The following is a 24,320-nucleotide window of genomic DNA, read 5'->3' as shown; positions in this document are numbered from 1 at the left end:
CACAGAGCCGTGGCCGTCCGGCACGGCCGGGGAGACCCTCCGGCACGGATCCGGAGACCCCCCGGTACGGATCCGGCGGCCGTCCGGTGAACGACTCGGGCCCGCGCCCCCACCCGGGGAGCACGGGCCCGCTACCGCCGACGACCTACCGACCTGTCGACGACCTGTCGACGACCCACCCCCGGGCCGCCGGCCGATCAGCCCTCGTCGGTGGCGGCGGTCTTGGCGGCCGCGGTCTTCTTCGCGGCCGTCTTCTTCGCCGTCGCCGTCTTCGTCGTGGTGGTCTTCTTCGCCGCCGTCTTCTTGGCGGCCGTCTTGGTCGCCGTCGCCTTGGCGGTGGTGGTCTTCTTGGCCGCCGCCTTCTTCGCCGGGGCCTTCTTGGCCACCTTCTTCACCGGCCCGCGCGCCCGCTTCTCGGCGAGCAGCTCGTAGCCGCGCTCCGGCGTGATGGTCTCGACCTCGTCGTCCTTGCGCAGCGTGGCGTTGGTCTCGCCGTCGGTCACGTACGGACCGAAGCGGCCGTCCTTGACCACCACCGGGCGCTCGCTGACCGGGTCGGTGCCCAGCTCCTTGAGCGGCGGGGCGGCGGCGGCCCGGCCGCGCTGCTTGGGCTGGGCGTAGATCGCCAGCGCCTCGTCCAGGGTGATGGTGAAGAGCTGGTCCTCGCTGGTGAGCGACCGCGAGTCGGTGCCGCGCTTGAGGTACGGACCGTAGCGGCCGTTCTGCGCGGTGATCTCGGCGCCCTCGGGGTCGCTGCCGACCACCCGCGGCAGCGCGAGCAGCCGCAGCGCGTCCTCCAGGGTGACGGTGTCCAGCGACATCGTCTTGAACAGCGAGGCGGTGCGCGGCTTGACCGCGTTCTTGCCGGTCTTGGGCGTGCCCTCGGGCAGGATCTCGGTCACGTACGGGCCGTAGCGGCCGTCCTTGGCGACCAGCATGTTGCCGTTGACCGGGTCCGGGCCGAGCTCGAAGTCGCCGCTGGGCTTGGCCAGCAGTTCCTCGGCCAGCTCGACGGTCAGCTCGTCCGGCGGCAGCTCGTCCGGGATGTCGGCGCGCTGGCCGGGCTCGCCCTCGACGGTGGAGGCGCGCTCGACGTACGGGCCGTAGCGGCCGACCCGCAGGGTGATGGAGTCGCTGATCCGGAACGAGCTGATCTCCCGGGCGTCGATCGCGCCGAGGTCGGTGACCAGTTCCTTCAGCCCGCCCAGGTGGTCGCCGTCGCCGTTGCCGGCCTCGGCGGCACCGCCGGCCGCGCCGTCGCCCTCGCCCTCACCGAAGTAGAAGCGCTTCAGCCACGGCACGGACTTCGCCTCACCGGCGGCGATCCGGTCGAGGTCGTCCTCCATCTTCGCGGTGAAGTCGTAGTCGACCAGCCGGCCGAAGTGCTTCTCCAGCAGGTTGACCACGGCGAAGGAGAGGAAGGAGGGGACGAGCGCCGTGCCCTTCTTGAACACGTAGCGGCGCTGGATGATCGTGTCGATGATCGACGCGTAGGTGGAGGGGCGGCCGATCTCGCGGTCCTCCAGCTCCTTGACCAGCGAGGCCTCGGTGTAGCGGGCCGGCGGCTTGGTGGCGTGGCCCTCCGGGGTGATCCGCTCGGCGGCCAGCGGGTCGCCCTGGGTGACCTGCGGCAGCCGGCGCTCGCGGTCGTCGAGCTCGGCGTTCGGGTCGTCGGCGCCCTCGACGTAGGCCTTGAGGAAGCCGTGGAAGGTGATGATCTTGCCGGAGGCGGAGAACTCGACGTCCCGGCCGTCGGCGGAGGCACCGCCGACCCGGACGGTGACCGACTGGCCGACCGCGTCCTTCATCTGGGAGGCGACGGTGCGCATCCAGATCAGCTCGTACAACCGGAAGTCGTCGCCGCTCAGCCCGGTCTCGGCGGGGGTGCGGAAGCGGTCGCCGGAGGGGCGGACGGCCTCGTGCGCCTCCTGGGCGTTCTTGACCTTGCTGGCGTAGGTCCGCGGGGCGTCCGGCAGGTAGTCGGCGCCGTACAGCTGGGTGACCTGGGCGCGGGCGGCGGCGACCGCGGTCTCCGACAGCGTAGTGGAGTCGGTACGCATATAGGTGATGAAGCCGTTCTCGTACAGCTTCTGGGCCACCTGCATGGTCCGCTTGGCGCCGAAGCCCAGCTTGCGGCTGGCCTCCTGCTGGAGCGTGGTGGTGCGGAACGGCGCGTACGGCGAGCGGCGGTAGGGCTTGGACTCGACGCTGCGGACACCGAACGCGGTCTGCTCCAGGGCGGCGGCCAGCTGACGGGCCGCCTGCTCGTCCAGGTGCAGGGTGTTGGTGCTGCCGGCCTTGAGCCGGCCGTCCGAGCCGAAGTCGCGGCCGGTGGCGATCCGCTTGCCGTCCACCGAGGCCAGCCGGGCGCCGAAGGTCTCCGGGTTGGCGGCGTCCGCCGGGGTGCGGCCGGTGCCGAAGGTGCCGACCAGGTCCCAGTACGAGGCGGTGCGGAAGGCCATCCGCTCGCGCTCCCGCTCGACCACCAGACGGGTCGCCACGGACTGCACCCGGCCCGCCGACAGCTTCGGCATGACCTTCTTCCACAGCACCGGCGAGACCTCGAAGCCGTAGAGCCGGTCGAGGATGCGACGGGTCTCCTGGGCGTCGACCAGACGCTGGTTCAGCTCACGCGGGTTGGCCACCGCCTCCTGGATCGCCGACTTGGTGATCTCGTGGAACACCATCCGGTGCACCGGCACCTTGGGCTTGAGCACCTGCTGGAGGTGCCACGCGATGGCCTCGCCCTCGCGGTCCTCATCGGTGGCGAGGAAGAGCTCGTCGGACTCCGCGAGCAGCGACTTCAACTTGCTGACCTGGGACTTCTTGTCCGCGTTGACCACGTAGATGGGCGCGAAGTCATGATCGACGTCGACCCCGAGACGGCGCACCTCGCCGGTGTACTTGTCCGGCACCTCGGCCGCGGTGCTGGGCAGGTCGCGGATGTGCCCGACGCTCGCCTCGACGATGTAGCCGGGGCCAAGGTAGCCCTTGATCGTCTTCGCCTTGGCCGGCGACTCGACAATGACGAGTCGCTGTCCGTGCGCGGTCTCGCTGCTCGGGGACACCTTCGCTCTTCTCTCCCGGTCCTTATGTGGCTGGTCGGCGCCGGCAGCACGGGCTGCGCTCCGCCCGTCCCCTCCACCGTCCCGGGGTCGCCGCTGTACGACACCCCACCAGCGGAGTGTGACCGTACCCCGGCCACCCTTGTCAAACGGACGGTTACCGCTTTTTCGCTTGCCGGGCTCACCGACGCCACTCGAACGGTAACCCGATGACGGAGGTTCGCGCCCCGTGGAGGGTGGCATCGGCAGGTTCCGGAGGATGGAATGACGGATTTCAAGATCTGTCAACGGAAAAATCGGCGCGCTTGCGGTACCGCACCCTCCGGATCACGCCGGGGTGCCCGATATGAACCGGTACGCCCGGTGCGGCTGTCCGGCCCGGTGCGGACCGGTACGGCGAAAAATCGTCGGCACGGCCGGGTACGGCCGGTCCGTCCGGTCCGCCCGCGACCTCAGCGGCCGATCGCCGCCAGCAGCCCGGCGCCCGCCCCGAGACACGCCACGCCCAGGACCGTCCAGAGCAGGTCGACGACCGCCGGCCGGGCGACCTCGCCCGCCGCCAGCACCGCCCGGCTGGGGCGGTCCGGGTCGTAGCGGATCCGCACCGAGGCGCCCGGCGCGAAGCGCTCCGGACGGCGCAGCGGGGTGTGCCCGCGCGGCCGGGTGAGCACGAGCTCCGCGACCTTCGGCACCGCGCCGCCGACCGTCGGCAGCACGGAGAAGGAGAGCAGCGGCGCGCTGTCGAGCTGACCGTGCACGTCGTTCTCGGCGACGACGGTGGCCACCGCCGCCACCCCCCGTCGGCGCACCCGGTGGCGAAGGCGCACTTCGGCGGCGCACCAGAGCAGCAGCACGCCACCGAAGAGGGCGAGCACCGACCCGCCCACGGCCGCCGTCGTCGTGTCCACCCCTGGCCCCCGGCTCCCCAACTCTGTCCACAGCCTGTGGACAGAGCCTCACAGCATCCGACCAACGGCGGACGGCCGGACGGGGACCGCCTGACGAACCACGGGGTACGGGCGGGTGAACCGGAACCGACCGGGCCGGGCCACCCGGACCCGCCTCACCGCACCGGGTCGATGAACCCCTGCTCGGTCAGCAGCCGGAGCGACTCCGGCACCCGGTCCCGCAGCACCACCCGGTCCTCGCCCAGCAGGTGCGCGATGGCGTCCACGATCTCGCCCGCCGACAGCGTCCCGTCGCAGACCCCGACGAACCCGGCGCCCACGGTGTCCACCTTGGTGGCCCGCCGCATGCCCCGGTTGTGCCGCAGCACCACGTGCTCCGGGTCCTCCGCCCCCGGCGCGCCGACCTGCTCCTGGACCACCTCGTCGGCCAGCACGTAACGGGCCGCGAGCAGGCCCGCGTCGTCGTGCGAGCGCAGGAAGTCCTGCCGGTCGAACCACTCGTCGATGTGCGGGCCGAGCGGCTGCTCCACCGGGTGCGGCCACTCCTCCACCCGGACGGTCGGACGCTCCGCGCCGCTCGCCCGCAGGGTGATCCAGCCCATCCCGATGCCCTCGACCCGGCCCGCCTCGAAGGCGTCCAGCCACTCGCCGTACCGGGCCTGGTAGTCGCCGCCCGGACCGCGGTGGTCACCGCCGTCGCGCAGCCACAACTCGGCGTACTGGGCCACGTCCTGGACCTCGCGCTGGACGACCCAGGCGTCCAGCCCGGTGCCCGCCACCCAGCCGGCCAGCCGCTCGTGCCAGTCCTCGCCCTTGACGTGCTGCCAGTTGGCGAGCAACTGGCAGTAGCCGCCCGGCTCCAGGTGGTCGGCGGCCGACCGCACCAGGCTGCGGCACAGGTCGTCGCCGGCCATGCCGCCGTCACGGTAGGTGAACCGGCCGCCCGGCGAGATGACGAACGGCGGGTTGGAGACGATCAGGTCGAACCTCCGCTCCCCGACCGGCTCGAAGAGGCTCCCGGTGAGCACCTCGGTGGTGTCGAACCCGGAGAGCGCCAGGGTCAGTTCGGTGAACCGCAGCGCGCGCGGGTTGAGGTCGGTGGCGGTGACCCGCCCGGCGTGCCGGGCCGCGTGCAGCGCCTGCACGCCGGAGCCCGAACCGAGGTCCAGCGCCGCCCGGACGGGGCGACGCACAGTGATGTTGGCCAGCGTCGTGGACGCCCCGCCGACCCCCAGCACCAGGTCCTTGCGGGCCACCCCGTGGGCGGTCTCGCCGGAGCCGATGCCGCCCGCGCCGCCCACCGCGCAGCCCAGGTCGGAGACCACCCAGGCATCCGAACTGGGCATCCCGGCCACCTCGTTGGCGTACGGCCTCACGTCCACCGTGGCCCGCACCAGATCCCCGTCCGGGCGCAGCCAGCCGTCCGCCAGGCAGTCCTCCACCGGCAACGCGGCGGCCGCCGCCTGGTACGGCACCGGCTGCTGCAGCAGGAACAGCCGCACCAGCGTCTCCAGCGGGCTGCCGCCACGCGTCGCGCGCAGCGCCGGGACCGCCTCGCTACGGGCCAACGCCGCGTAGCCGGTGGGCCCCAGCAGGTCCAGGCAGCCGTCGGCGGTGAACGAGGCGGCCAGCAGCGCCTCGCGCAGCTTGGCCAGACGGGTCGGGTCGAGAACGGGGCTACTGATCACCCCGCCATTGTCCCCCGGCCGACCCCACCCCGGCCCCACCCCGGCCCCACCGGCCGGACCGGGACACACCCACCGCCCACAACGCAGCGGGCCGGGGCCGCTCCTTCGAGCGACCCCGGCCCCTGCTGCTTCCCGCCCTCGATCAGCTCGCGCTGGGCGAAGGCGCCGCCGGGGTCGAGGCCGACGCCGCCGGGCTACCGGCGCCCGCCGAGGGGGTGGCCGCCGGGCTCGTGCTGTCCGTCGCGCCCGGCGCGGGGGTGCCGCTGGGGGCGCCGGCCGAGGCGGACGCGCCGGCGCTCGGGGACGCGCTGCCGCCCCCGGCGGCCGGGGAGCCGCTGGCACCGCCGCTCGCCCCCGCCGCGGCGGGGGTGGCCGGGGTGGGCTTGCACCCCTCCTGCTTGGCCATCGCCGCGCCCAGGTCGCCGTGCTGCAGCTTGCTCTGCGCCTGGGTGGACAGCGAGGACAGCTGCCGCATCTGGTCGGCGACGCTGTTCAGCCCGTCCGCGAACTTCGCCTGGTCGTTGTTGGGCAGCGCGTCCAGCTTCTTCTGGACGTCCAGGTAGCCGTCGGCCGCCTTCTTCAACTCGTCGACGGTGTCCTTCTGCAGGGCCGCGCCGTTGTCCACCTTGGGCGCACCGGCCGCGTCGATCGCGGCCGCGATGTCCTGGTTGGTCTTGGCCAGTCGCCCGATGTCCGCGGAGAGCCGCTTCTGCAGGTCGGCCGGGCCCTCGCCGGTCTTCACCTGGGCGGTGTCGGCGAGCGCGCTCTGCGCCTGGGCGATCGGGTCCTTGGCCGCGCCGCAGACGTTCGACGCCCAGGACTCCAGCTGCTTGCTGTTGTCGTCGCCGCAGCCGACGGCGCCGAACGCGAGCAGCACGCCGAGGGCGGGTACGGCCAGCAGTCGCTTGTTCACCGGGAGATGCCTTTCGGTTTCGGTCGTCTTCGGTCGTCGAACCTACACGGCCGTCACCGAACGCCCGGTTCCCGGCTGCTCCACCGCCGGCCCGCCCGCAACCCGGCCCGCCCTGCCCCGACCCGTCCCACGACTCCCGCCACCGCTCAGGCCGACTCAGGCCAGCTCGACCCGGATCGGATCGCCCGGCCGGACGGTGCGCAGCACCCGAGGGTCCCCGTCCAGCAGGCCGAGGACGTTGCAGGGGCTGGCCAACCGGCACTCGCCGGCCCGCGAGACCGGGGTCGGACCGTACGGCAGCGCGAGGCTGTCACCGTCGGTCCAGAACGCGACCGTGCCCGGCTCGACCACCTGCCGGGCGGTGGACTCCCGCGGCACGCTGACAGGCGTGCCGAAGTAGACCTCCTCGCCCCAGGTGACGGCCGTCGAACTGATCGGCAGCTCGGCCCGGAGCGCCTCGGTGGTGGGGGTGGCCGCCAGCGTGGCGGTGGCCTGCCCGGCCGGCCACAGGATGCGGATCCGCATGTGCTTCCTCTTCCGCGACGAGGTCCGATCGTGGATCGGACCCGGTCGTGCCGGAAGCAGCGAACCGCCAGGTTCAACAGGTTGTCAACGAGCGTCCGGAGAGCGGAATCCGGACCACGCCACAGGAGCGGCCCTCACACGCCGCCCGGGCAGGCCGTACCCGGGCGGACCGCCGCCCGGGCAAGCTGCGGCCGGGCAGGCCGCGACCGGAACCGCCCGACGAGGTCAGACCGCGACGGAGGCGACCGAAACCGGCCAGCTCATCCGGATCACGCCACCGTCGGCGCCGTTGGTGACCTCCAGGTCCTCGACCAGACCGGTGATCACGGCGAGGCCCAGGGTGTCCTCGTCCGGGTCTCCGCCCTCGGCGGCACCGGCCGTCGGAACGGCAGCGGGGCCCGCCTCGTCCTCGACCTCGATGAGGAAACGCTTCTCCTGGTCGGTCAGAGCGACCCGGACCGTGCCGCCGATGCCACCGCGCTGGTGCAGACCGACCGCACGGGAACAGGCCTCACCGACCGCGAGCCGGACCTCGTCGAGCACCGACTCGTCGACCCCGGCCCGTCTCGCGACGGCCGCGGCGACCAGCCGGGCCGTCCGCACGTGCTCGGGAAGCGCGCTGAATCGAAGTTCGACGGTTGCCATCTCTCCCCCTCGGGGTGCTCCGACCGGGGCCGACGACGCGGCCCCGCGGACCGGCTCGACCGGCCCTGAGGCGCCCGGGAGCGACGGGGCCGCGCGGGCCCCGGCGCCCCTGGACGCATGGAACGGGCGGGCCGGCCGCAGGGGCCGGCCCGGACGCGTCAGTCGGTCGCGGAGACCGCGTCGTCCACCGAGGTGTGGATCGGGAAGACCTTGGTCAGACCGGTGATCCGGAAGATCTTGAGAATGCGCTCCTGGTTGCACACCAGGCGCAGCGAGCCCTCGTGGGCACGCACCCGCTTCAGACCGCCGACGAGCACGCCGAGGCCGGTCGAGTCGAGGAAATCGACGCCCTCCATGTCGACGACGAGGTGGTACTTGCCGTCGTTGACGAGCTCGACCAGCTGCTCCCGCAGCTTCGGGGCGGTGTACACATCGATCTCGCCGCCAACCTCGACGACCGTACGATCGCCGACTGCACGGGTCGACAGGGACAGGTCCACGGAACCTCCAGCACCTTGCCTTGCTACGTCATGTGCGATCCTCGGCCGGACGGCCGCCACCGCATGGTCGCGAGCCCGGACGCGCCAAGCCAACGCGTGGCAAGCCTCAGCGCTGCGACCCACGGCCGTACGGCCGTCACGGCCACATTCAACCACCTGCGACCATGCCCGCACGATGGCTTACGACGATTCTGCGTCACGCCGGTGACACACTGGGTCCTCATGCCGCCCCGACACAGCCTGCCCGAGGCACTGCTCACGACCCTGTCCACCAGTCGGGGGCGGGCCGACCGGCTCACCCATACGGAGCACCTTCCCGCCCGACCTGCGCGTTATTCACCGTGGCCCGACTCGATCCGACCGGAGATCGTCGCCTCGGCCCTGGACGTCGGAGTGGAACAGCCCTGGGCGCACCAGGCAGAAGCGATGAACCTGGCCAAAAGCGGCCAGACTGTGGTGATCGCCACAGGCACCGCCTCGGGCAAGTCGCTGGGCTACCTGGCACCGGTGCTCAGCGACCTGCTGGAGGGCACCGAGGCCCGCAACGGCCGCGGCGCCACCGCGCTCTACCTGGCCCCGACCAAGGCGCTCGCCGCCGACCAGCGCCGGCGCGCCGCCGAACTCGCCCCGCCGAGGGTCCGGGCCGCCCTGTACGACGGCGACACCCCGCCGGAGGAGCGCGAGTGGGTCCGCCAGTACGCCTCCTACGTGCTCACCAACCCGGACATGCTGCACCGCGGCATCCTGCCCGCGCACGCCCGTTGGTCCTCCTTCCTCAAGGTGCTGCGCTACGTGGTCGTCGACGAGTGCCACAGCTACCGGGGCGTGTTCGGCTCGCACGTCGCCCAGGTGCTGCGGCGGCTGCGCCGCCTCTGTGCCCGTTACGGTTCGTCACCCACCTTCCTGCTCGCCTCCGCCACCACCGCCGACCCGGCCGCCACCGCCCGGCGGCTGACCGGCCTGCCCGCCGTGGCCGTCACCGAGGACGCCTCGCCGCGCGGGCCGATGGTCTTCGGCCTCTGGGAGCCACCGCTGACCGAGAACGTCGGCGAGCACGGGGCCCCGGTGCGCCGCACCGCCACCGCCGAGGCCGCGCACCTGCTGACCGATCTGGTCGAACGGCAGACCCGGACGGTCGTGTTCGTCCGCTCCCGCCGGGCCGCCGAACTCGTCGCCCTGCAGGCCCAGGACCAACTCGGCCGTCCGCTCGCCGACCGGGTGGCCGCCTACCGCGGCGGCTACCTCGCCGACGAACGCCGGGCCCTGGAACGCGATCTGCACTCCGGCCGACTGCTCGGACTCGCCTCCACCTCCGCTCTCGAACTCGGCGTCGACATCTCCGGACTCGACGCCGTCCTGATGGCCGGCTATCCCGGCACCCGGGCCTCGCTGTGGCAGCAGGCGGGCCGGGCGGGCCGCGAGGCCCAGGGCGCGCTGGCCGTCCTGATCGCCCGGGACGACCCGCTGGACACCTACCTGGTGCACCATCCGGAGGCGCTGTTCGCGACCCCGGTCGAGGCCACCGTGCTCGACCCCGACAACCCGCACGTGCTCGCCCCGCACCTGTGCGCGGCCGCGGCCGAACTCCCGCTCACCGACGCCGACCTGGAGCTGTTCGGCCCCTCCACCGCACCGTTGCTGCCGGTGCTGGAACGGCGTGGTCTGCTGCGCCGGCGCTCCGACGGCTCCTGGTACTGGACCCGCCGGGAGCGTGCCGCCGACGCCGTCGACCTGCGGGGCAGCGGCGGCAGCCCGGTGCAGATCGTCGAGGCCGACACCGGCCGGCTGCTCGGCACGGTGGACGCCGCGGCCGCCCACACCACCGTCCACACCGGGGCCGTCCACCTCCACCAGGGCCGCACCTACCTGGTCCGGGAGCTCGACCTGGAGGACTCGGTCGCCCTGGTCGAACCGGCCGACCCGCCGTACACCACGGCGGCCCGTGACATCACCTCCATCTCCGTCCTCGACACCGACACCACCGTCCACTGGGGCGAGGGCCGGCTCAGCTTCGGCTCGGTGGAGGTGGTCAACCAGGTGGTCGGCTACCTCCGGAAGCGGATCTCCACCGGGGAGATCATGGGCGAGAGCAAGCTCGACCTCCCGCCCCGCACCCTGCGTACCCGCGCGGTCTGGTGGTCCGTCACCGAGGACCAACTGCTCGACGCCGACCTCCCGCTCGACCAGCTGCCCGGTGCCGCCCACGCCGCCGAGCACGCCTCGATCGGCCTGCTCCCGCTGTTCGCCACCTGCGACCGCTGGGACATCGGCGGCGTCTCCGTCCCGCTGCACCCCGACACCGGGCTGCCCACGGTGTTCGTCTACGACGGCCACCCGGGCGGGGCCGGCTTCGCCGAACACGGATTCCAGCGAGCCGTCCAGTGGTTGACCGCCACCCGGGCCGCGATCGCCGCCTGCGAGTGCGAGCGCGGCTGCCCGTCCTGCGTCCAGTCGCCCAAGTGCGGCAACGGGAACGACCCGCTGGACAAGGCGGCCGCCGTCCAGCTGCTGGACGTCCTGCTGGCCGGGGCACCTGCGGCGGACTCCGCCGCCGAGTCGGCCGGTGGAGCACCGGGCGCCTCATGAGACCACCTCCTTCCTGAGGCCCGCCGCCGTTCTGAGGCCCGCCGCGACCGCGACGAACCCCGACTCCGTGACGACCGCCGAGCCCTCGGCCGCCGGCGCCGTGGCGCCAGCCGTGGCACCCCCGCCTCGCACCTCGGCGGAACCGTCCTCGGCCGTGGTGGCCGGGGCCCGGATCGGTCCGGCCCGGGCCCTCGCCCGCGCCGGACCGACCGGCAGTCGCAGCGGGATCCGGCCCACCGGCACCTCGGCCACCACCTCGACGGCGTCCGCCGAGCGGTCCACCGCGCAGGACACCAGACCGGCCCCCTGTGCCATGGCGACCCCGGCGGCCCGACCGCAGCCGCCGTCCGGGTCCAGCAGCAGCCGGTCCGCGGCCGCGAGGGCCGCCAGATCGGCGGCCGACTCGGCCCGGTGCCGGGCGGTCACCACCGCGCCAACCGCGATCGTCGCGGCGAAGACCACCGTGCCCAGCATCGCCAGGGCGAGCAGCCAGACCGTCGCCGAACCGGCATCCGGCCCGTACCCCGCCCCGGGCTCGCAGGGCTCGCCGCGCCCACCCCGCCGACCGGGCCAGCCAAACCGACCGGGCCGACGAGGCCGACGGGGCCGTCCGGGCATCACGACCCGAGCGGTACGGACCCGAGCGCCGCTCAGGTGGGCCATGAGCTACCACCTCCCTCCGTGATGCCGCCCAGCACGTCCTCCCGCGCGGCCACGGCCGTCGCACCGACCCGCACCGCGAGCAGGCCGCCCAGCCGGCCCGGAGCCGCGCAGGGGGCGTCCACGTCGATCCGCACCGTGTCCGCCGCGACCGCCATCCTCACCCGTGCTCCTGGCGGAGCCGCCGCCCTGGCGAGCTCGACGGCATCCGGCTCCCCGCGCGCGGCCGCCCTGGCGCCGATCCGCGCCGCGTCCACGCAGGCGATCTGCGCGGCCGCCGCGAGCACGGCCCAGATCAGCATCGCCGCCAGCAGCACGAGCGCGGGCAGCACCACTGCCGTCTCCGCCGTGACGAAGCCCGCATCCCCGCGCCGCGCCGGCCGCCGGACCTCCCGGCCGTGCTCCGCCTCCGAACTCCCCTCGACCTCCCGGGAGTCGGGCGCGGCACCGCCGGTACTCCCACAGAGCGAGGCGGCGGGCCGAACCCCTGCGGCACGGATCCGGAAGCCGGAGCTCGGCCGCGCGCTACGTCGCATGGAGCGCCCGCTCCAGCATCGAGGTCAGCGCCCCGGTGATGGCCTCGCTGGTCACCACCTTGTACAGCCCGGCGGCAAGGGCACACGCCGCCAGCGTTCCGACGGCGTATTCGGCCGTCGTCATCCCCGCGTCCGACCGGCCCCGGCGCCGCACCACCGTGCGCGCCCGGCCCACGGCCCTGAGGCCCTTCCGTCGCCACGCCCCGGCCAACTGCCCTTGCGGGTAACCGATGCACGGCCTGATCGCGATCACTGCAGTCATGGTTCTCTCCTGTCCGATCTCTTCTGGTCGCTACTGGTCTTTCCTGGTCATCTCCGGTCGGCCCTGGACTTCTTCGAAGCCCATCGGACCTGTTCTGGCTCCTCCGTCTCCCCCACCGGCTGCTCAGACGCCCACTCACCTCGCCTGCGTGAAAAGGCTGGTGAGGCCGATCACCACCGGCACCACCCCGATCAGGACGAACGCCGGGAGGAAGCAGAGCCCGAGCGGCGCGGTGGCGAGCACCGCGGCCCGACGGACCCGGGTGTGGGCCGCCCGGGCGGCGGCCGTCCGCTGGGCCTGGGCCAGCCCGATCAGCGGACCGGCCACGGGAGCCCCGCCGAGGCTCGCCCGAACCAGGCAGCGCGCCAGCGGTGCCAGCGACGGATGCTGCTCGCCCAACCTGGTCCAGCACAGCTCCGGCGGTGCGCCCAGGGCCAGTTCGGCCCCGATCGCCACCAACCTCGGCCCCAGCGGTGCGCCCACGCTCCGGCCCACCGCCACCACCGCCACCGAGGGCAGCGCCGCGGCCCCGAGGCAGGCTGCCAACAGCTCAGCACCCAAAGGGAGTTGCCTGATCAGCAGCTCCTCCGCCAGTGCCGCACGGCGGTCCGTCGGCGACCGAGCCCGGGCCGACCACCGATGGAAGCCCACCGCCGCCAGCGCCCCGGCCGCCACCCCGACGCCTCCGCCGACCAGCACCGCCACGGCCAGCCCCACGCCGACCGCGGTCACCGCGCTTCGCCGAAGCCCGGCACCCGAGGCCCCCCACCGACGCCTCCCCCGCGCCGATTCCTGCGCCCGTGGGCGTGCCCGTGACCGGAAGCGAGCCCGCCCCCAGGGGGACACCCGCCGCCCGACCCTGCGCCACGCCCCCACTGCCGCCGCCACCAGCACCGGCGCCACCAGCACCGGCGCCACCGTCGACAGCAAGCCGACCGGCACCCACTCGACGCCCCGCATCACCCCACCCCCGCTCCGACGCCGACCCCCCGCGCCCACCGGAGGCCCCGCCGACCGCCCTCGCTCCCGCCCGGCCCTTCGACACCCCCGCCGGAAAGGCCGCCGAAGCCCCGAGGAGCCTCCAGCGCGCCCCGAGCCGCTCCCCGGACGATCCGGGCCGTCCAGAGCACTCCCAGCCCCTCCAGGGCCGCTCCCACCCCGAGGCAGCCGAGCCCGGCCGAGGTGTGCAGCAGGACCTCCAGCGGGCGGGCCCCGAGCGCCCCGCCCAGGAGCAGCCCCGCGCCCGGCAGAGCGGCCAGGACCGCGATCGTCGTACGCGGCCCGGCCAACTCCCCGGCGATCTCCTCCGCCAGCGCCCGCTCACCGCGCAGCGCCTCCGCGACCCGGTCCAGCGCGGCGGCCAAGCCCGACCCGCCGTCGGAGGCGACCCGCCAGCAGGCCGCGACCGCCGCCGCCCCACTGCCGCCGGGCAGTTCGGCCAGCAGGTACAGCGCGCCGGGGACGTCCCCGCCGTAGCGCCCCGCCGCCAGCCGGGCCACCGGCTCCGCCCCGAGCCGGCGCAACCCGTCCGGATCCGCGGCGAGCCGCGCGGTCACCAGGTGCAGGGCCTGCTCGGGTGTCGAGCCGCTGCGCAACTCCGCTGCCAGAGCGGCACAGAGTTCCAGTACGGCGCCGGCCCGCTGCCCGGCCTCCACGGCCAGGCGCCGCCGGAGCCGCCACCGCCGAAGCGGCAGGACGGCCAGCAGGCCCGCGAGCACCGGCACCGGCGAAGCGGTGGCCTGCCCGACGACCAACCCCGCGGGAAGAGCCAGCAGTTCGGGCGCCAGCAACTCCCGGATCCGGCGCCTCGCCCGCCACACCACCTCCGACCCCGCCCCAACCACCGGGGGCCCGCTGCCCGCCACCACCAGCCTGCAGCGACGCCCACCCGGCAGCTGTTCCTGAACGGCCCGCCATCCGGCGACGGTCAGCAGACACAGCACCACCGCCCAACCGAGCACGATCTGACTCTGCGTCATGTCATCCACCTCCACGCCCTCGTCCCTTTCGGTCCCACACCCCGAGCAGTGCCACCGCACCCGCCGCACACCCGGCCAGCAGCAGCACGAACCCGATCTCCACCAACCTCAACTCCCGTGCCGCCTGGCCCGCCGTCGCCAGCGGCAGCACGGACACCACCACCGCCAACCCGGCCGACACCGCCACCGCGACCGCCACCGCGCTCATGGCGCCCCCGCCCCGAGCACCACCCCGCGCGCGGCGAGCAGCCCGACCAGCCGCTCCCAGCCCGCGCCGGGGACCAGACCGCCCGCTGCAGGGAACTCCACCGCCGGAGTGGTCACCGCCATCCCGGCGCCGTCCCCGGTCAGCGTGTGGATCTCCGCCACCCGGCGACGCCCCGAGCCCGGATCCCGGACCAGGTGCACCACCACGTCCAGCGCGGCCCGCAGTTGGCTGTGCAGAGCAGGCCGGTCGAGCCCCGCGAGCGAGCCCAGTGCCTCCAGCCGGACCGGCACGTCCGCCGCCGTGTTGGCGTGGACGGTGCCGCAGCCGCCCTCGTGCCCGGTGTTGAGCGCGGCCAGCAGGTCCGACACCTCGGCCCCGCGCACCTCGCCGATCACCAGCCGGTCCGGCCGCATCCGCAGGGCCTGCCGGACGAGGTCCCGAAGGGTGAACTCGCCCAGCCCCTCCTGGTTCGGCGGCCTGCTCTGCAACCGGACCACGTGCGGGTGGGCCGGCCGCAGCTCGGCGGAGTCCTCGGCGATCACGATCCGTTCGTCCGGCCCGACCAGGCCGAGCAGGGCCGCGAGCAGGGTGGTCTTGCCGGAGCCCGTCCCACCCGAGACCAGCAGCGAGAGCCGCGCCCGTACGATGCCGGCCAGCAGCTCGGCACCCTCCGGCGGCAGCGCGCCGCCCGCCGTCAACTCTCCGAGCGTGAAAGGCCTGGGCCGACACACCCGCAGCGAGATGTGCGTGCAGCCCGCCGCGATCGGCGGCAGCACTGCGTGCAGCCTGGTGCCGTCCGGCAACCGTGCGTCCACCCAGGGCCGGGCGTCGTCCAGCCTCCGCCCGGCCGCGGTGGCCAGCCGGTGGGCCAGCCGCCGCACCGCGTCGGCATCCGTGAACCGGACCCCGGTGGCCCGGTGCAGGCCGCCGCCACGGTCGACCCACACCTCCTCCGGACCGTTCACCAGTACGTCCGTGACGTCGGGCGCCGCCAGCAGCCGCTCCAGCGGGCCCGCACCCACCAGTTCGGCGCGCAGCGAGCGCACGGTGTCCAGCACCTCGTCCCCGCCGAGCGGCGGCCGGGTGGCCCGCAGCACCGCCGCGACCGAGCCCGCCGTCGGAGCCGCCCCCGACTCGGCCAGTCGCAGCCGGACCGCGTCCACCAGCTCCGCCGCCCGCTCCTCGCGGGCCGTCCGGCCGTACGGACAGGGCTCGTGCCCGGCCTGCGTCTGCCCGCCGGGCGGCGGCACGCTCCTGAGCAGCCGGTGCTCCCGCGCACCGTCGCCCGGGCCCGGCGCACCGCCCCGCATTCCCGTTCTACGCAGACGGACCATCAGTAAGCACCTCCTCCGACCGCCGACACCGGCGGCAGCACCTCGTTCAGGAAGGTCGCGCAGAAGCGCGCGAGCGGACCGCCGTCCCGCGTACCGGGCGGGACGCCCTTCTCGACGTCCTCGGCGAGGCCCGGTTCCGGTTCCAACTCCCCGGCCAGCTCCAGCCGTAGCCCGCGGGCGATCCGGGGCGCCGGGAGCCCGCCGGCCCGCAGTGGCCGGACCACCGCCCGGACGTCCCCGAGCCGCATCCGGGCCGCCGCCGCGACCCGGTCGGCGGCCGCCACCGCCCGCAGCTCGGCCGGGACGACCAGCAGGGCCAGGTCGGACTGCTCCAGCGCCTGCCCGGCGGCCGCGTCCAGTTGGCGCGGCACGTCGACCACCACCAACCCGCCGCGGCGGCGGGAGGCGGCCAGCACGCTGCGCATGGCCTCCGGGGGCACCGCCAGGGTGTCGCCGCGGTCCCAGGACAGGCAGGACAGCGCGGGGAGCCGTTTCAGGGCCGGCAGCGCCCGGATCAGTTCGGCCCCGTTGACCCGCCCGCGCGACCCGGCGAGGTCGGGCCAGCGCAGCCCGCGGGCCGTCTCGCCGCCGAGCAGGATGTCCAGGCCCCCGCCCAGCGGGTCGCCGTCGAGGAGCACCGTCCGCCGCCCCGTCCGCGCGGCCGTGACCGCGAGGGCGCAGGCCAGGGTCGAGGCCCCGGCCCCGCCCCGGCCGCCGAGTACGGCGACGGTGAGGGCCGGGGAGCCGACGCCCTCGGCGGCGTCGGCGATCCGGTCCAGCAGCCAGGCCTCGGCGTCGGGCAGGAACAGCACGTGCTCGGCGCCGAGTTGGACCGCTCTGACCCACACGCCGGGGTCGTCGAGGTCCAGCCCGAGCAGCAGCACCCCGGCACGCCTGCCCAGTCCGGCGCAGTGCTCCGCCCGGTCGTCCCCGACCAGGACCAGCGGGGCGCCCTCCCACAGCTCGCGGGGCGGCGGCGCGCCCCTGATCAACCTCGGCTCGGCGCCGGCTGCCGCGCAGACCCGCAGCAGGTGCTCGGCCAGGCCCTCGTCCCCGGTGACGACGAGCGGCCCGGCGGCCGCGGGGCCTTCGGTGGTGATGTGGTCGGCGATCGGCGTCGACATGGTGTGCTCCCCTCTGCGCCGTCGGCCACCTGGGCGGCCGCGGCGCGCGTCGGACGGTTCCGGCGGACGGCCGCCAGGCAGACCTCTGGGAGAGGAAGGGGGATGAGGCCCTTGCCCGGCGACCGCCGCCGACCATCACGGTGGGGGGAGATCCGGATTCCGTCATCCGGGTTCCGATTGCCTGTGGATAACTCGGGGGTTGTGGATGAAAACGTTCACCCGGGCGGGGGGCTAATCGGCGAAGAATTGACGGAAGGGGGTCACCGAGATGAACCGGCCGTCCGTCGACGCTCGACCGACCACCGCCCCCGCACCCCCGCTCGGCCTGTTCCGCACCCCGCCGGGACGGCTCCGCGGACCGGGTCGGATCCAGCCGCGCGCGCCGTGCGCGTCATGAGCAAATGGCAACGCAGAGTGACGAAAGGTGGTGGACGGACGGAGCCGTCGACACCACCTGTAGACCGTCGGCGAGACCCTCGCGGAAGCCCCCGCAGAGGGCCTTCAAGCCCTGAAAATGGCCCCGGACGTGCGACGACCCCCGCCGGGGGGGAGAGCGGGGGTCGTCTATCCACAGCCCGACTCGGGGGGGAGGAGCCGGACCGGGTTAGCACGGTCGCGAACGATCCGTGACTTCCATGGTGTACCCGAGCGGCCAGAAACACAAACCCGCACGCCCACGAGTACGCCGAATGGCGGGGTGTTTTGTGGCTCCCTCTATCCTCGGTTCCCGTGGACACCACCGAGAACGCCGACGACCACGCCGACGAGTCCCAGGGCGACCGCACCGGGCCCGAGGAGCAGGGCGCACCCGCCCGCCCCCGGCCGAACGGACTGCGCACCGCCGCCTTCTTCGACCTCGACAAGACCATCATCGCCAAATCGAGCGCGCTGGCCTTCAGCCGCCCGTTCTACCAGGGCGGCCTGATCAACCGTCGGGCCGTGCTGCGCAGCGCGTACGCCCAGTTCGTCTTCCTGGTCGGCGGCGCGGACCACGACCAGATGGAGAAGATGCGCGAGTACCTCTCCGCGCTCACCCGGGGCTGGAACGTCCAGCAGGTCCGGGAGATCGTCGCCGAGACGCTGCACAACCTGATCGACCCGATCATCTACGACGAGGCCGCCTCACTGATCGAGCAGCACCACGCGGCCGGCCGGGACGTGGTGATCGTCAGCAGCTCCGGCTCCGAGGTGGTCGAGCCGATCGGCGAACTCCTCGGCGCGGACCACGTGATCGCCACCCGGCTGCGGGTCGAGGACGGCTGCTACACCGGCGAGATCGAGTACTACGCCTACGCGGAGAACAAGGCCGCCGCCATCCGGGAGTTGGCCCGCACCGAGGGCTACGACCTGGCCGCGTCCTACGCGTACAGCGACTCCTCGACCGACCTGCCGCTGCTGGAGGCGGTCGGCCACCCCTCCGCCGTCAACCCGGACCGCGCGCTGCGCAAGGAGGCGCAGGCCCGGGAGTGGCCGGTGCTGGTCTTCGACCGGCCGGTGCAACTGCGACGGCGGCTGCCCGAGTTCTCCGCGCCGAGCGGTTCGGTGCTGACCGCCGTGGCGGTCGGGACGGCCGCGGTGACCGCCGGGGTCATCTGGTACCTGGCCCGGCGCCGCCGGCCCGCCGCCTGAGGCACCCACCCCGGGCACCGACTAGCACGAAAGCCCGCAAAACGGGCAATCGACACAGACTTCTCGTTTCGGGTTCCCCTTTCGGGCGAAACGCGATACAAATGAAGCAACGGCCCGCGAGACCCGGTCAGGACCGAAGAGGTCAAACCGACAACGCAGTTCAGGCCCCACGGACCGCGTGTACAGATATCCGAGCACCCACATGCAGCCGACCCGCTGTCGGGCCGCCGGACCAGACGAACGGGCAGGATCCCCGTCTGATCGGCACTTCCGGTGCATGCTTGGTCACCCGGTATCTGCACCAGCGGCGGCACCCAGCAGGATCAGGTGCCGCCGCATCTCGCTTTTCCGGCCCGTTCCGTGCGGGCCGTCCGGGCCCGTTCCGTTCCGGCCGACCCAGGTCAGGCCATCCCGCGCTGCATCGCCTCGCAGACCGCCGTGCTCTCCCGGACCCCGAGCCGCAGCGCCCGCCCGCAGTGGGCGATCCAGGCGGCCATCCCCTCGGCGGTACCGGCCAGGTAGCCGGCGAGGGCGACCCGGTAGGCGTCGGTGCCCAGTTCGGCCAGGCCGACCTCGGCGGGGCAGATCGACTTCGGGTCGAGGCCCTCGGCGATCAGCACGATCCGCTGGGCGGCCCGCGCGATCAGCCCGTTGTGGCTGCCGAACGGCCGCAGGGCGAGCAGCTCGCCGTGCACCACCGAGGCGACCACCAGGGCCGGCGTGCCCACGCCGTGGCCCTCCGCACGGGCCACCAGCAGCCGGGAGAGCTGGTCCAGCCGGGCCGCGACCTCCTCCGCGTCCGGCGCCGGCGGCAGCACCGGCAGCGGTCCGACGACGGCCTCGACCTCGACGCTCTCCACCGGTTCGAGGTCCAGCGGGAACAGTTCCTCGGCGCGCTCCCCGGCCCGGCGCGGCCGACCGGCGGCCGGGTCGGCGTCACCGACCGCGAGCAGGTGCAGCCGGGCCAGCACCTGGAGCGGCGAGTGCCGCCAGACGCTGAGCAGCTGGCCCGCCTCGGCGGCGATCCGCAGGGCCGCACCGACCGTACGGGCCTCGGCGTCGGCACTGAAGTCGGTGCGCCGCCGGACCTCCTCCAGCGGCCAGTTCGCCCCGGCCACGGCCGCCGAGGCACGGGCGCCGCGCAGCGCGGACTCGGAGGTGACCTCGGCCGCGCGGCGACGCATCACCCGGTGGCCGTAGAGCCGGTCGACGGCCTTGCGCACCTCGGCCACGGCGTCGGGCACCCCGGGGAGCTGGGCCAACGGGGCGAGGGGATCTGTTCCAGTGCTCACCTACCCGAGAGTAATGAACAGCCGGCCCCTCCCGGAACAGCAACCCCGCATCACCCGTTAGAGGCAATCCTCTCTTCCCTCCCCCGGCGGGACCCAAACCCCGGCTAGCATGACCACTATCGGAGACGATAACGATTTCCACTTAGGGGCGCCCCCGCACGCGCGCCCCGAGCACGCGGCCCCTCCCCAGGGCCCAGAGCGAGAGCCGGAGCCCCAGATGAAGATCGCCTTCGTCGGCAAGGGCGGCAGCGGGAAGACCACGCTGTCCGCACTGTTCATCCGCCACCTGGCCGCCATCGGCCGACCGGTCATCGCCGTCGACGCCGACATCAACCAGCACCTCGGCCCCGCCCTCGGCCTGACGGACGCCCAGGCGGCCGAGCTGCCCTCGCTGGGCGCGCACCTGCCGGAGATCAAGGAGTACCTGCGCGGCAGCAACCCGCTGATCCGTTCGGCCGACGAGATGATCAAAACCACGCCGCCCGGCCGTGGTTCGCGCCTGCTGCGGATCGTCGAGGAGAACCCGGTCTACGCCGCCTGCGCCCGCCCGATCGCACTCGACGAGGGCTCGGTCCGACTGCTGGCGACCGGCGCGTTCACCGAGGAGGACCTCGGGGTGGCCTGCTACCACTCCAAGGTCGGCGCCGTGGAGCTGCTGCTCAACCACCTGCTGGACGGGCCGGAGGAGTACCTGGTCACCGACATGACGGCCGGTTCGGACTCCTTCGCCTCTGGCCTGTTCACCCGCTTCGACCTGACCTTCCTGGTCGCCGAGCCGACCCGCAAGGGCGTCTCGGTCTACCGCCAGTACAGGGACTACGCCCGGGACTTCGGGGTGCAGCTGCGGGTCATCGGCAACAAGGTGCAGGGCCCGGACGACCTGGCGTTCCTGCGCCGCGAGGTCGGCGACGACCTGCTCACCACCTTCGGGCAGTCGGACTGGGTGCGCCGACTGGAGCAGGGCGCCGAACCGCCGCTGAAGTCGCTGGAACCGGCCAACCGGGCCGTGCTGGAGGAGCTGCGAGCCGAGGCCGAGACGGCGTACGGGCTGCGCGACGCGCACCGCTACACCGAGCAGGCCGTCCTCTTCCACCGGCGCAACGCGGAGAGTTGGGCCAACGCCAAGGTCGGCATCGACCTGGCGACCCAGGTGGACGAGGACTTCGTCCTGGGCGGGTTCCCCGGCGAGTTCGCGCCCGCCGCCGCACCGGCCACCCCGGCGGGCGCCACCGCCTGACCCCTCCGCAGACGGCACCGCCACGGACCGGACGGGCCGCGGCCTCCCCCTCACCCCGGGGAAGGCCGCGGCCCGTTCGCCGTGTCGGCCCGACCCGACCGCCCGGCCCCCGACCCGACCGCCCGACCCCCGGCCGGATCGCCCCCGAGCCCCGGCCGCATCGCCCCGAACCGCGCCCACCAGCAGATTCCCGTCGGTTCGAACACCACCCAATGGGGTGAACCCGGGATATTCCGCTTCCCTCCGGGAGCGACGTTGTGCAAAGCTTTCATTACTCTCGGTTTACCGAATCTTGATGACCCGCCCCAACGGCCCACGGTGAGAATCCCGCACCTCGCCTTGGCCCTCGGCGGGTCCAGATGGTCGACGCCGGCCGGTGACACCCGCACTCCCCCGCCGCGCCCACGCCATCCCGCCACACCGTCGCGACCCACGACAGCCGATCCGCCCCCGAGCCCCACCCCGGACTCACCGCCGGACCTGACTGCGTTCGTTCCCCCGGACAGACGGGAAGACCATGACCCTCGACATCTCCAGCGCACCCATCGCCTCCGACACCACCGACCACGCGCCACCGGGCCCCAGTGCCCGGGCCCGCTGGGGGTGGGACCTCTCCGCCTCCCTGGTGGTCTTCCTGATCGCCGTGCCGTTCTCCCTCGGCATCGCGCTCGCCACCGGCGCCCCGTTCACCGCCGGTCTGGCCGCCGCGGCCGTCGGCGGCATCGTGGTCGGGCTGTTCGGCGGCACCCCGCTCCTGGTCAGCGGCCCGTCCGCCGCACTGACCGTGATCACCGCCGGGCTGATCGCCCAGTACGGCTGGCGGGCCACCTGCGCCGTCACCGCCGCCGCCGGGCTGCTCCAACTCCTGCTCGGTGCACGCCGGGTGGCCCGGACGGCACTCGCGGTCTCGCCCGCGATCGTGCACGGCATGCTGGCCGGGGTCGGGCTCACCATCGCCATCGCACAGCTGCACGTCGTCCTCGGCGGCTCCCCGCAGAGCTCGGCGATCGCCAACATCCTCGCGCTGCCGGGGCAGTTGGCCGGTCCGCACCCACCCGCGCTGCTGGCCGGCACGGTGACCGTGGCCGTGCTGCTGGGCTGGTCCCGGCTCGGCCGACTCCCCGGCCGCGCGGGCGAGTTCGGCGCCCGACTGGCCAAGGTGCCCGGCCCGCTGGTGGCGGTGGCCGTCGCGACCCTGCTCGCCCTCGCCCTGGACCTCCGGCTCGCCCACATCGAACTGCCCGCCTGGCAGCCGAGTTCGCTCGTGCCCGCGCTGCCGCACGGTCCGCTCGCGGGGGTGCTCGCCGCCGTCCTCACCGTCACCGCCGTCGCGAGCGTGGAGTCGCTGCTGTCCGCCGTGGCGGTGGACCGGATGTCCCAGCGCACCGGTGACCTCGACCGCGAGCTGCGCGGGCAGGGCCTCGCCAACCTGGTCAGCGGGCTGGTCGGCGGACTGCCGATCGCCGGCGGCGCCGTCCGCAGCACCGCCAACATCCGGGCCGGCGGGCAGACCAGGTGGGCCTCGGTGCTGCACGGCGTCTGGGTGCTCGTCGCCGCGCTGGCGCTGACCGGCGGACTGCGCCGGATCCCGCTCGCCGCGCTGGCCGCGCTGGTGCTGGTGGTCGGCCTGCAGATGGTGAGCTTCGCGCACATCCGCAACGTGCACCGGCACCGCGAGTTCCCGGTCTACCTGACCACCCTGCTCGCCGTGGTGGCCTTCGGGGTGCTGTGGGGGGTCGGCCTCGGCGCCGGCACCGCCGTGCTGCTCGCGCTGTACCGGCTGACCCGCGCCCACGTGGACGTCGAGACCGGCCCCGACGGCTCGGTCACCGTCCAGACCCACGGGCCGCTCACCTTCACCGCCGTCCCCCGGCTGAGCCGGGCGCTGACCGGGATCCCGGCGGGCGCCGAGGTCACCGTGGTGCACGACGGCTCCTTCCTGGACCACGCGGCCTACGAAACGCTGCACGACTGGCGGACGGGGCACCAGGCCGCGGGCGGGCGGGTCTCGTTGGTGACCCGGCGCCAGGACGACGAGGTGCTCGACCCCGACGGCACCGTGCGCGCCGGCAGCTCGCCGGCCCCCCACCGCTGCCGGGCCTGGACGCCCTGGGTCGGTCACCACTGCATCGAGCAGCAGGAGGATCCGCACGGCCGGCTGCTGGACGGCGTCCGGGTGTTCCAGCAGCACACCGCCCCGCTGATCAGGCCCGAGCTCGCCCGGCTGGCGCGGGAGGGGCAGTCGCCCTCCCAGCTCTTCCTGACCTGTGCGGACTCCCGGATGGTGACCAGCATGATCACCAACAGCGGCCCGGGTGACCTCTTCACCGTCCGGAACGTGGGCAACCTGGTGCCGGCCCCGTTCGAGCCCGGTGCGGCCGACGACTCCGTGGCCGCCGCGGTGCAGTACGCGGTCGAGGCGCTGGAGGTCCGCTCGATCACGGTCTGCGGCCACTCCGGCTGCGGCGCGATGAAGGCCCTGCTGGAGGGGGTGCACGAGCGCCCCGGGCCGCCCACCCCGCTGACCCGCTGGCTGCGCAACGGCCGCGGCTCGCTGGACCGGCTCCGACGGGCCCCGGCCGAGTTCGCCGACCGGCCGGTGGTCGACCTGGCGGAGCAGCTCTGCATCACCAACGTGGTCCAGCAGTTGGATCAGCTGATGGCGAACCCGGCGGTGGAGCGCCGGGTCGAGGAGGGCAGCCTACGGCTGGTCGGGATGTACTTCGACTTCGCCACCGCCCAGGCCTACGTCCTCGACCGCGCCGCCGGGACGTTCAGCCCGGTCGAGGCCCGCGCCACCGGCCGACCTGACGACGATTCGGCCGAACGGGTGAGAAACGACAGCCGGGTTTCGGTCGACGGCGGCGAGGAGGGCCCCCAGCTGGCCGCCTGAGAGCCGGGTCCGTGTCTCCGCCGGGCGGGCCGGGGCACGGGCCCACCGGCCACCGCGCGGCCTGCCGTCCCGATCGGCGGGCTGCGCGGTCGGTCGTTCGACGATCGGTCAAAGGTCTACACCAATTCCAAGGAGCCTCTTGTCAACTGGCCCGTTCGCCTGGTGAGCTTGTGCGCTGGGACACACGGGACAATCCCCACGCACGGGATCGCCCCAGATCATGAACTCGATGAGGAGTGCGCGTTGAGCAACGAGAGCCTGGCCAACCTGCTCAAGGAGGAGCGGCGTTTCGCCCCGCCGGCAGAGCTCGCCGCAGCCGCCAACGTCACCGCGGCC

Annotated in this window: 20 protein-coding genes; 4 read left to right on the top strand and 16 right to left on the bottom strand. The window is 74.0% G+C overall.

Annotated features, from left to right (window positions below; genetic code table 11):
* Positions 1 to 197: 197 nt before the first annotated feature.
* The 7 genes from topA to bldG all read right to left on the bottom strand — a co-directional run bounded on the left by topA (position 198) and on the right by bldG (position 8,244).
* Positions 198 to 3,068: a type I DNA topoisomerase gene (gene topA, locus ACIP4P_RS34350; RefSeq protein WP_400925224.1), complete on the bottom strand. Its 2,871-nt coding sequence runs from the start codon at positions 3,066 to 3,068 to the stop codon at positions 198 to 200.
* Positions 3,069 to 3,517: 449 nt separating this feature from the next.
* The gene (locus ACIP4P_RS34345; protein WP_350516066.1) at positions 3,518 to 3,973 is read right to left on the bottom strand and encodes a DUF3592 domain-containing protein; all 456 of its coding nucleotides are present in this window, start codon (positions 3,971 to 3,973) and stop codon (positions 3,518 to 3,520) included.
* Positions 3,974 to 4,128: 155 nt separating this feature from the next.
* Positions 4,129 to 5,661: a methyltransferase gene (locus ACIP4P_RS34340; protein ID WP_400925221.1), complete on the bottom strand. Its 1,533-nt coding sequence runs from the start codon at positions 5,659 to 5,661 to the stop codon at positions 4,129 to 4,131.
* A gap of 142 nt (positions 5,662 to 5,803) precedes the next feature.
* Positions 5,804 to 6,574: a small secreted protein gene (locus ACIP4P_RS34335; RefSeq protein WP_400925219.1), complete on the bottom strand. Its 771-nt coding sequence runs from the start codon at positions 6,572 to 6,574 to the stop codon at positions 5,804 to 5,806.
* Positions 6,575 to 6,730: 156 nt separating this feature from the next.
* Positions 6,731 to 7,099 (bottom strand): cyclophilin-like fold protein, encoded by a 369-nt coding sequence (locus ACIP4P_RS34330; protein WP_400925217.1) that lies wholly within the window; start codon positions 7,097 to 7,099, stop codon positions 6,731 to 6,733.
* A 225-nt stretch (positions 7,100 to 7,324) separates the two neighbouring features.
* Positions 7,325 to 7,744 carry an ATP-binding protein gene (locus tag ACIP4P_RS34325; protein WP_350516062.1) on the bottom strand — a complete coding sequence of 140 codons (420 nt, stop codon included), beginning with the start codon at positions 7,742 to 7,744 and terminating at the stop codon, positions 7,325 to 7,327.
* 158 nt (positions 7,745 to 7,902) lie between these two features.
* Positions 7,903 to 8,244, bottom strand: coding sequence for an anti-sigma factor antagonist BldG (bldG, locus tag ACIP4P_RS34320; RefSeq protein WP_030289397.1), 342 nt, complete (start codon positions 8,242 to 8,244; stop codon positions 7,903 to 7,905).
* A gap of 222 nt (positions 8,245 to 8,466) precedes the next feature.
* Between bldG and ACIP4P_RS34315 the strand changes: the two genes are divergently transcribed.
* A complete protein-coding gene (locus ACIP4P_RS34315) occupies positions 8,467 to 10,830 on the top strand; it encodes a DEAD/DEAH box helicase (protein ID WP_400925214.1) in 2,364 nt (787 codons plus the stop codon).
* Here ACIP4P_RS34315 and ACIP4P_RS34310 read toward each other — a convergent pair.
* The 8 genes from ACIP4P_RS34310 to ssd all read right to left on the bottom strand — a co-directional run bounded on the left by ACIP4P_RS34310 (position 10,825) and on the right by ssd (position 16,933).
* Complete coding sequence (locus tag ACIP4P_RS34310) at positions 10,825 to 11,448, bottom strand: Rv3654c family TadE-like protein (protein ID WP_400925422.1); 624 nt, start codon at positions 11,446 to 11,448, stop codon at positions 10,825 to 10,827. The genes ACIP4P_RS34315 and ACIP4P_RS34310 overlap by 6 nt on opposite strands.
* A gap of 32 nt (positions 11,449 to 11,480) precedes the next feature.
* Positions 11,481 to 12,026, bottom strand: coding sequence for a TadE family type IV pilus minor pilin (locus ACIP4P_RS34305; RefSeq protein WP_400925212.1), 546 nt, complete (start codon positions 12,024 to 12,026; stop codon positions 11,481 to 11,483).
* Positions 12,016 to 12,288, bottom strand: coding sequence for a DUF4244 domain-containing protein (locus tag ACIP4P_RS34300; RefSeq protein ID WP_400925210.1), 273 nt, complete (start codon positions 12,286 to 12,288; stop codon positions 12,016 to 12,018). Before ACIP4P_RS34300 ends, ACIP4P_RS34305 begins: the two co-directional genes overlap by 11 nt.
* A 135-nt stretch (positions 12,289 to 12,423) precedes the next feature.
* On the bottom strand, positions 12,424 to 13,020 hold the full coding sequence (locus tag ACIP4P_RS34295) for a type II secretion system F family protein (RefSeq protein ID WP_400925208.1): 597 nt from the start codon (positions 13,018 to 13,020) through the stop codon (positions 12,424 to 12,426).
* Between the two features lie 227 nt (positions 13,021 to 13,247).
* Positions 13,248 to 14,267: a type II secretion system F family protein gene (locus ACIP4P_RS34290; RefSeq protein ID WP_400925206.1), complete on the bottom strand. Its 1,020-nt coding sequence runs from the start codon at positions 14,265 to 14,267 to the stop codon at positions 13,248 to 13,250.
* 1 nt (position 14,268) lies between these two features.
* A complete protein-coding gene (locus ACIP4P_RS34285) occupies positions 14,269 to 14,475 on the bottom strand; it encodes a hypothetical protein (RefSeq protein WP_400925204.1) in 207 nt (68 codons plus the stop codon).
* Positions 14,472 to 15,809 (bottom strand): TadA family conjugal transfer-associated ATPase, encoded by a 1,338-nt coding sequence (locus ACIP4P_RS34280; RefSeq protein ID WP_400925202.1) that lies wholly within the window; start codon positions 15,807 to 15,809, stop codon positions 14,472 to 14,474. Before ACIP4P_RS34280 ends, ACIP4P_RS34285 begins: the two co-directional genes overlap by 4 nt.
* Positions 15,809 to 16,933, bottom strand: coding sequence for a septum site-determining protein Ssd (gene ssd / locus ACIP4P_RS34275; RefSeq protein ID WP_350516055.1), 1,125 nt, complete (start codon positions 16,931 to 16,933; stop codon positions 15,809 to 15,811). The genes ACIP4P_RS34280 and ssd overlap by 1 nt, the downstream gene beginning before the upstream one ends.
* A gap of 831 nt (positions 16,934 to 17,764) precedes the next feature.
* Between ssd and ACIP4P_RS34270 the strand changes: the two genes are divergently transcribed.
* Positions 17,765 to 18,562, top strand: coding sequence for an HAD-IB family hydrolase (locus tag ACIP4P_RS34270; RefSeq protein WP_350516099.1), 798 nt, complete (start codon positions 17,765 to 17,767; stop codon positions 18,560 to 18,562).
* Between the two features lie 401 nt (positions 18,563 to 18,963).
* Here ACIP4P_RS34270 and ACIP4P_RS34265 read toward each other — a convergent pair whose 3' ends face one another.
* The gene (locus tag ACIP4P_RS34265) at positions 18,964 to 19,854 is read right to left on the bottom strand and encodes an oxidoreductase (protein ID WP_350516054.1); all 891 of its coding nucleotides are present in this window, start codon (positions 19,852 to 19,854) and stop codon (positions 18,964 to 18,966) included.
* Positions 19,855 to 20,071: 217 nt separating this feature from the next.
* Between ACIP4P_RS34265 and ACIP4P_RS34260 the strand changes: the two genes are divergently transcribed.
* Both ACIP4P_RS34260 and ACIP4P_RS34255 read left to right on the top strand, forming a co-directional pair.
* On the top strand, positions 20,072 to 21,091 hold the full coding sequence (locus ACIP4P_RS34260; RefSeq protein ID WP_400925199.1) for an ATP-binding protein: 1,020 nt from the start codon (positions 20,072 to 20,074) through the stop codon (positions 21,089 to 21,091).
* Positions 21,092 to 21,608: 517 nt separating this feature from the next.
* Complete coding sequence (locus ACIP4P_RS34255; RefSeq protein WP_400925197.1) at positions 21,609 to 23,984, top strand: SulP family inorganic anion transporter; 2,376 nt, start codon at positions 21,609 to 21,611, stop codon at positions 23,982 to 23,984.
* Positions 23,985 to 24,320 lie beyond the last annotated feature (336 nt).

It is taken from the genome of Kitasatospora sp. NPDC089509 (assembly GCF_044749365.1).
Taxonomy (GTDB): domain Bacteria; phylum Actinomycetota; class Actinomycetes; order Streptomycetales; family Streptomycetaceae; genus Kitasatospora.
Note: the sequence above shows the minus strand (reverse complement) of the source record. Positions and strands in the feature narration are given on the sequence as shown.

Excerpts from the sequence above, each read along its gene's own strand:
- ACIP4P_RS34255 (WP_400925197.1), top strand. The coding sequence starts at position 21,609 with ATGACCCTCGACATCTCCAGCGCACCCATCGCCTCCGACACCACCGAC.
- ACIP4P_RS34260 (WP_400925199.1), top strand. The coding sequence starts at position 20,072 with ATGAAGATCGCCTTCGTCGGCAAGGGCGGCAGCGGGAAGACCACGCTG.
- ACIP4P_RS34325 (WP_350516062.1), bottom strand. The coding sequence starts at position 7,744 with ATGGCAACCGTCGAACTTCGATTCAGCGCGCTTCCCGAGCACGTGCGG.
- ACIP4P_RS34310 (WP_400925422.1), bottom strand. The coding sequence starts at position 11,448 with ATGCCCGGACGGCCCCGTCGGCCTCGTCGGCCCGGTCGGTTTGGCTGG.
- ssd (WP_350516055.1), bottom strand. The coding sequence starts at position 16,933 with ATGTCGACGCCGATCGCCGACCACATCACCACCGAAGGCCCCGCGGCC.
- ACIP4P_RS34315 (WP_400925214.1), top strand. The coding sequence starts at position 8,467 with ATGCCGCCCCGACACAGCCTGCCCGAGGCACTGCTCACGACCCTGTCC.
- ACIP4P_RS34280 (WP_400925202.1), bottom strand. The coding sequence starts at position 15,809 with ATGGTCCGTCTGCGTAGAACGGGAATGCGGGGCGGTGCGCCGGGCCCG.
- ACIP4P_RS34290 (WP_400925206.1), bottom strand. The coding sequence starts at position 14,267 with ATGACGCAGAGTCAGATCGTGCTCGGTTGGGCGGTGGTGCTGTGTCTG.
- ACIP4P_RS34305 (WP_400925212.1), bottom strand. The coding sequence starts at position 12,026 with ATGCGACGTAGCGCGCGGCCGAGCTCCGGCTTCCGGATCCGTGCCGCA.
- ACIP4P_RS34300 (WP_400925210.1), bottom strand. The coding sequence starts at position 12,288 with ATGACTGCAGTGATCGCGATCAGGCCGTGCATCGGTTACCCGCAAGGG.
- ACIP4P_RS34330 (WP_400925217.1), bottom strand. The coding sequence starts at position 7,099 with ATGCGGATCCGCATCCTGTGGCCGGCCGGGCAGGCCACCGCCACGCTG.
- ACIP4P_RS34285 (WP_400925204.1), bottom strand. The coding sequence starts at position 14,475 with ATGAGCGCGGTGGCGGTCGCGGTGGCGGTGTCGGCCGGGTTGGCGGTG.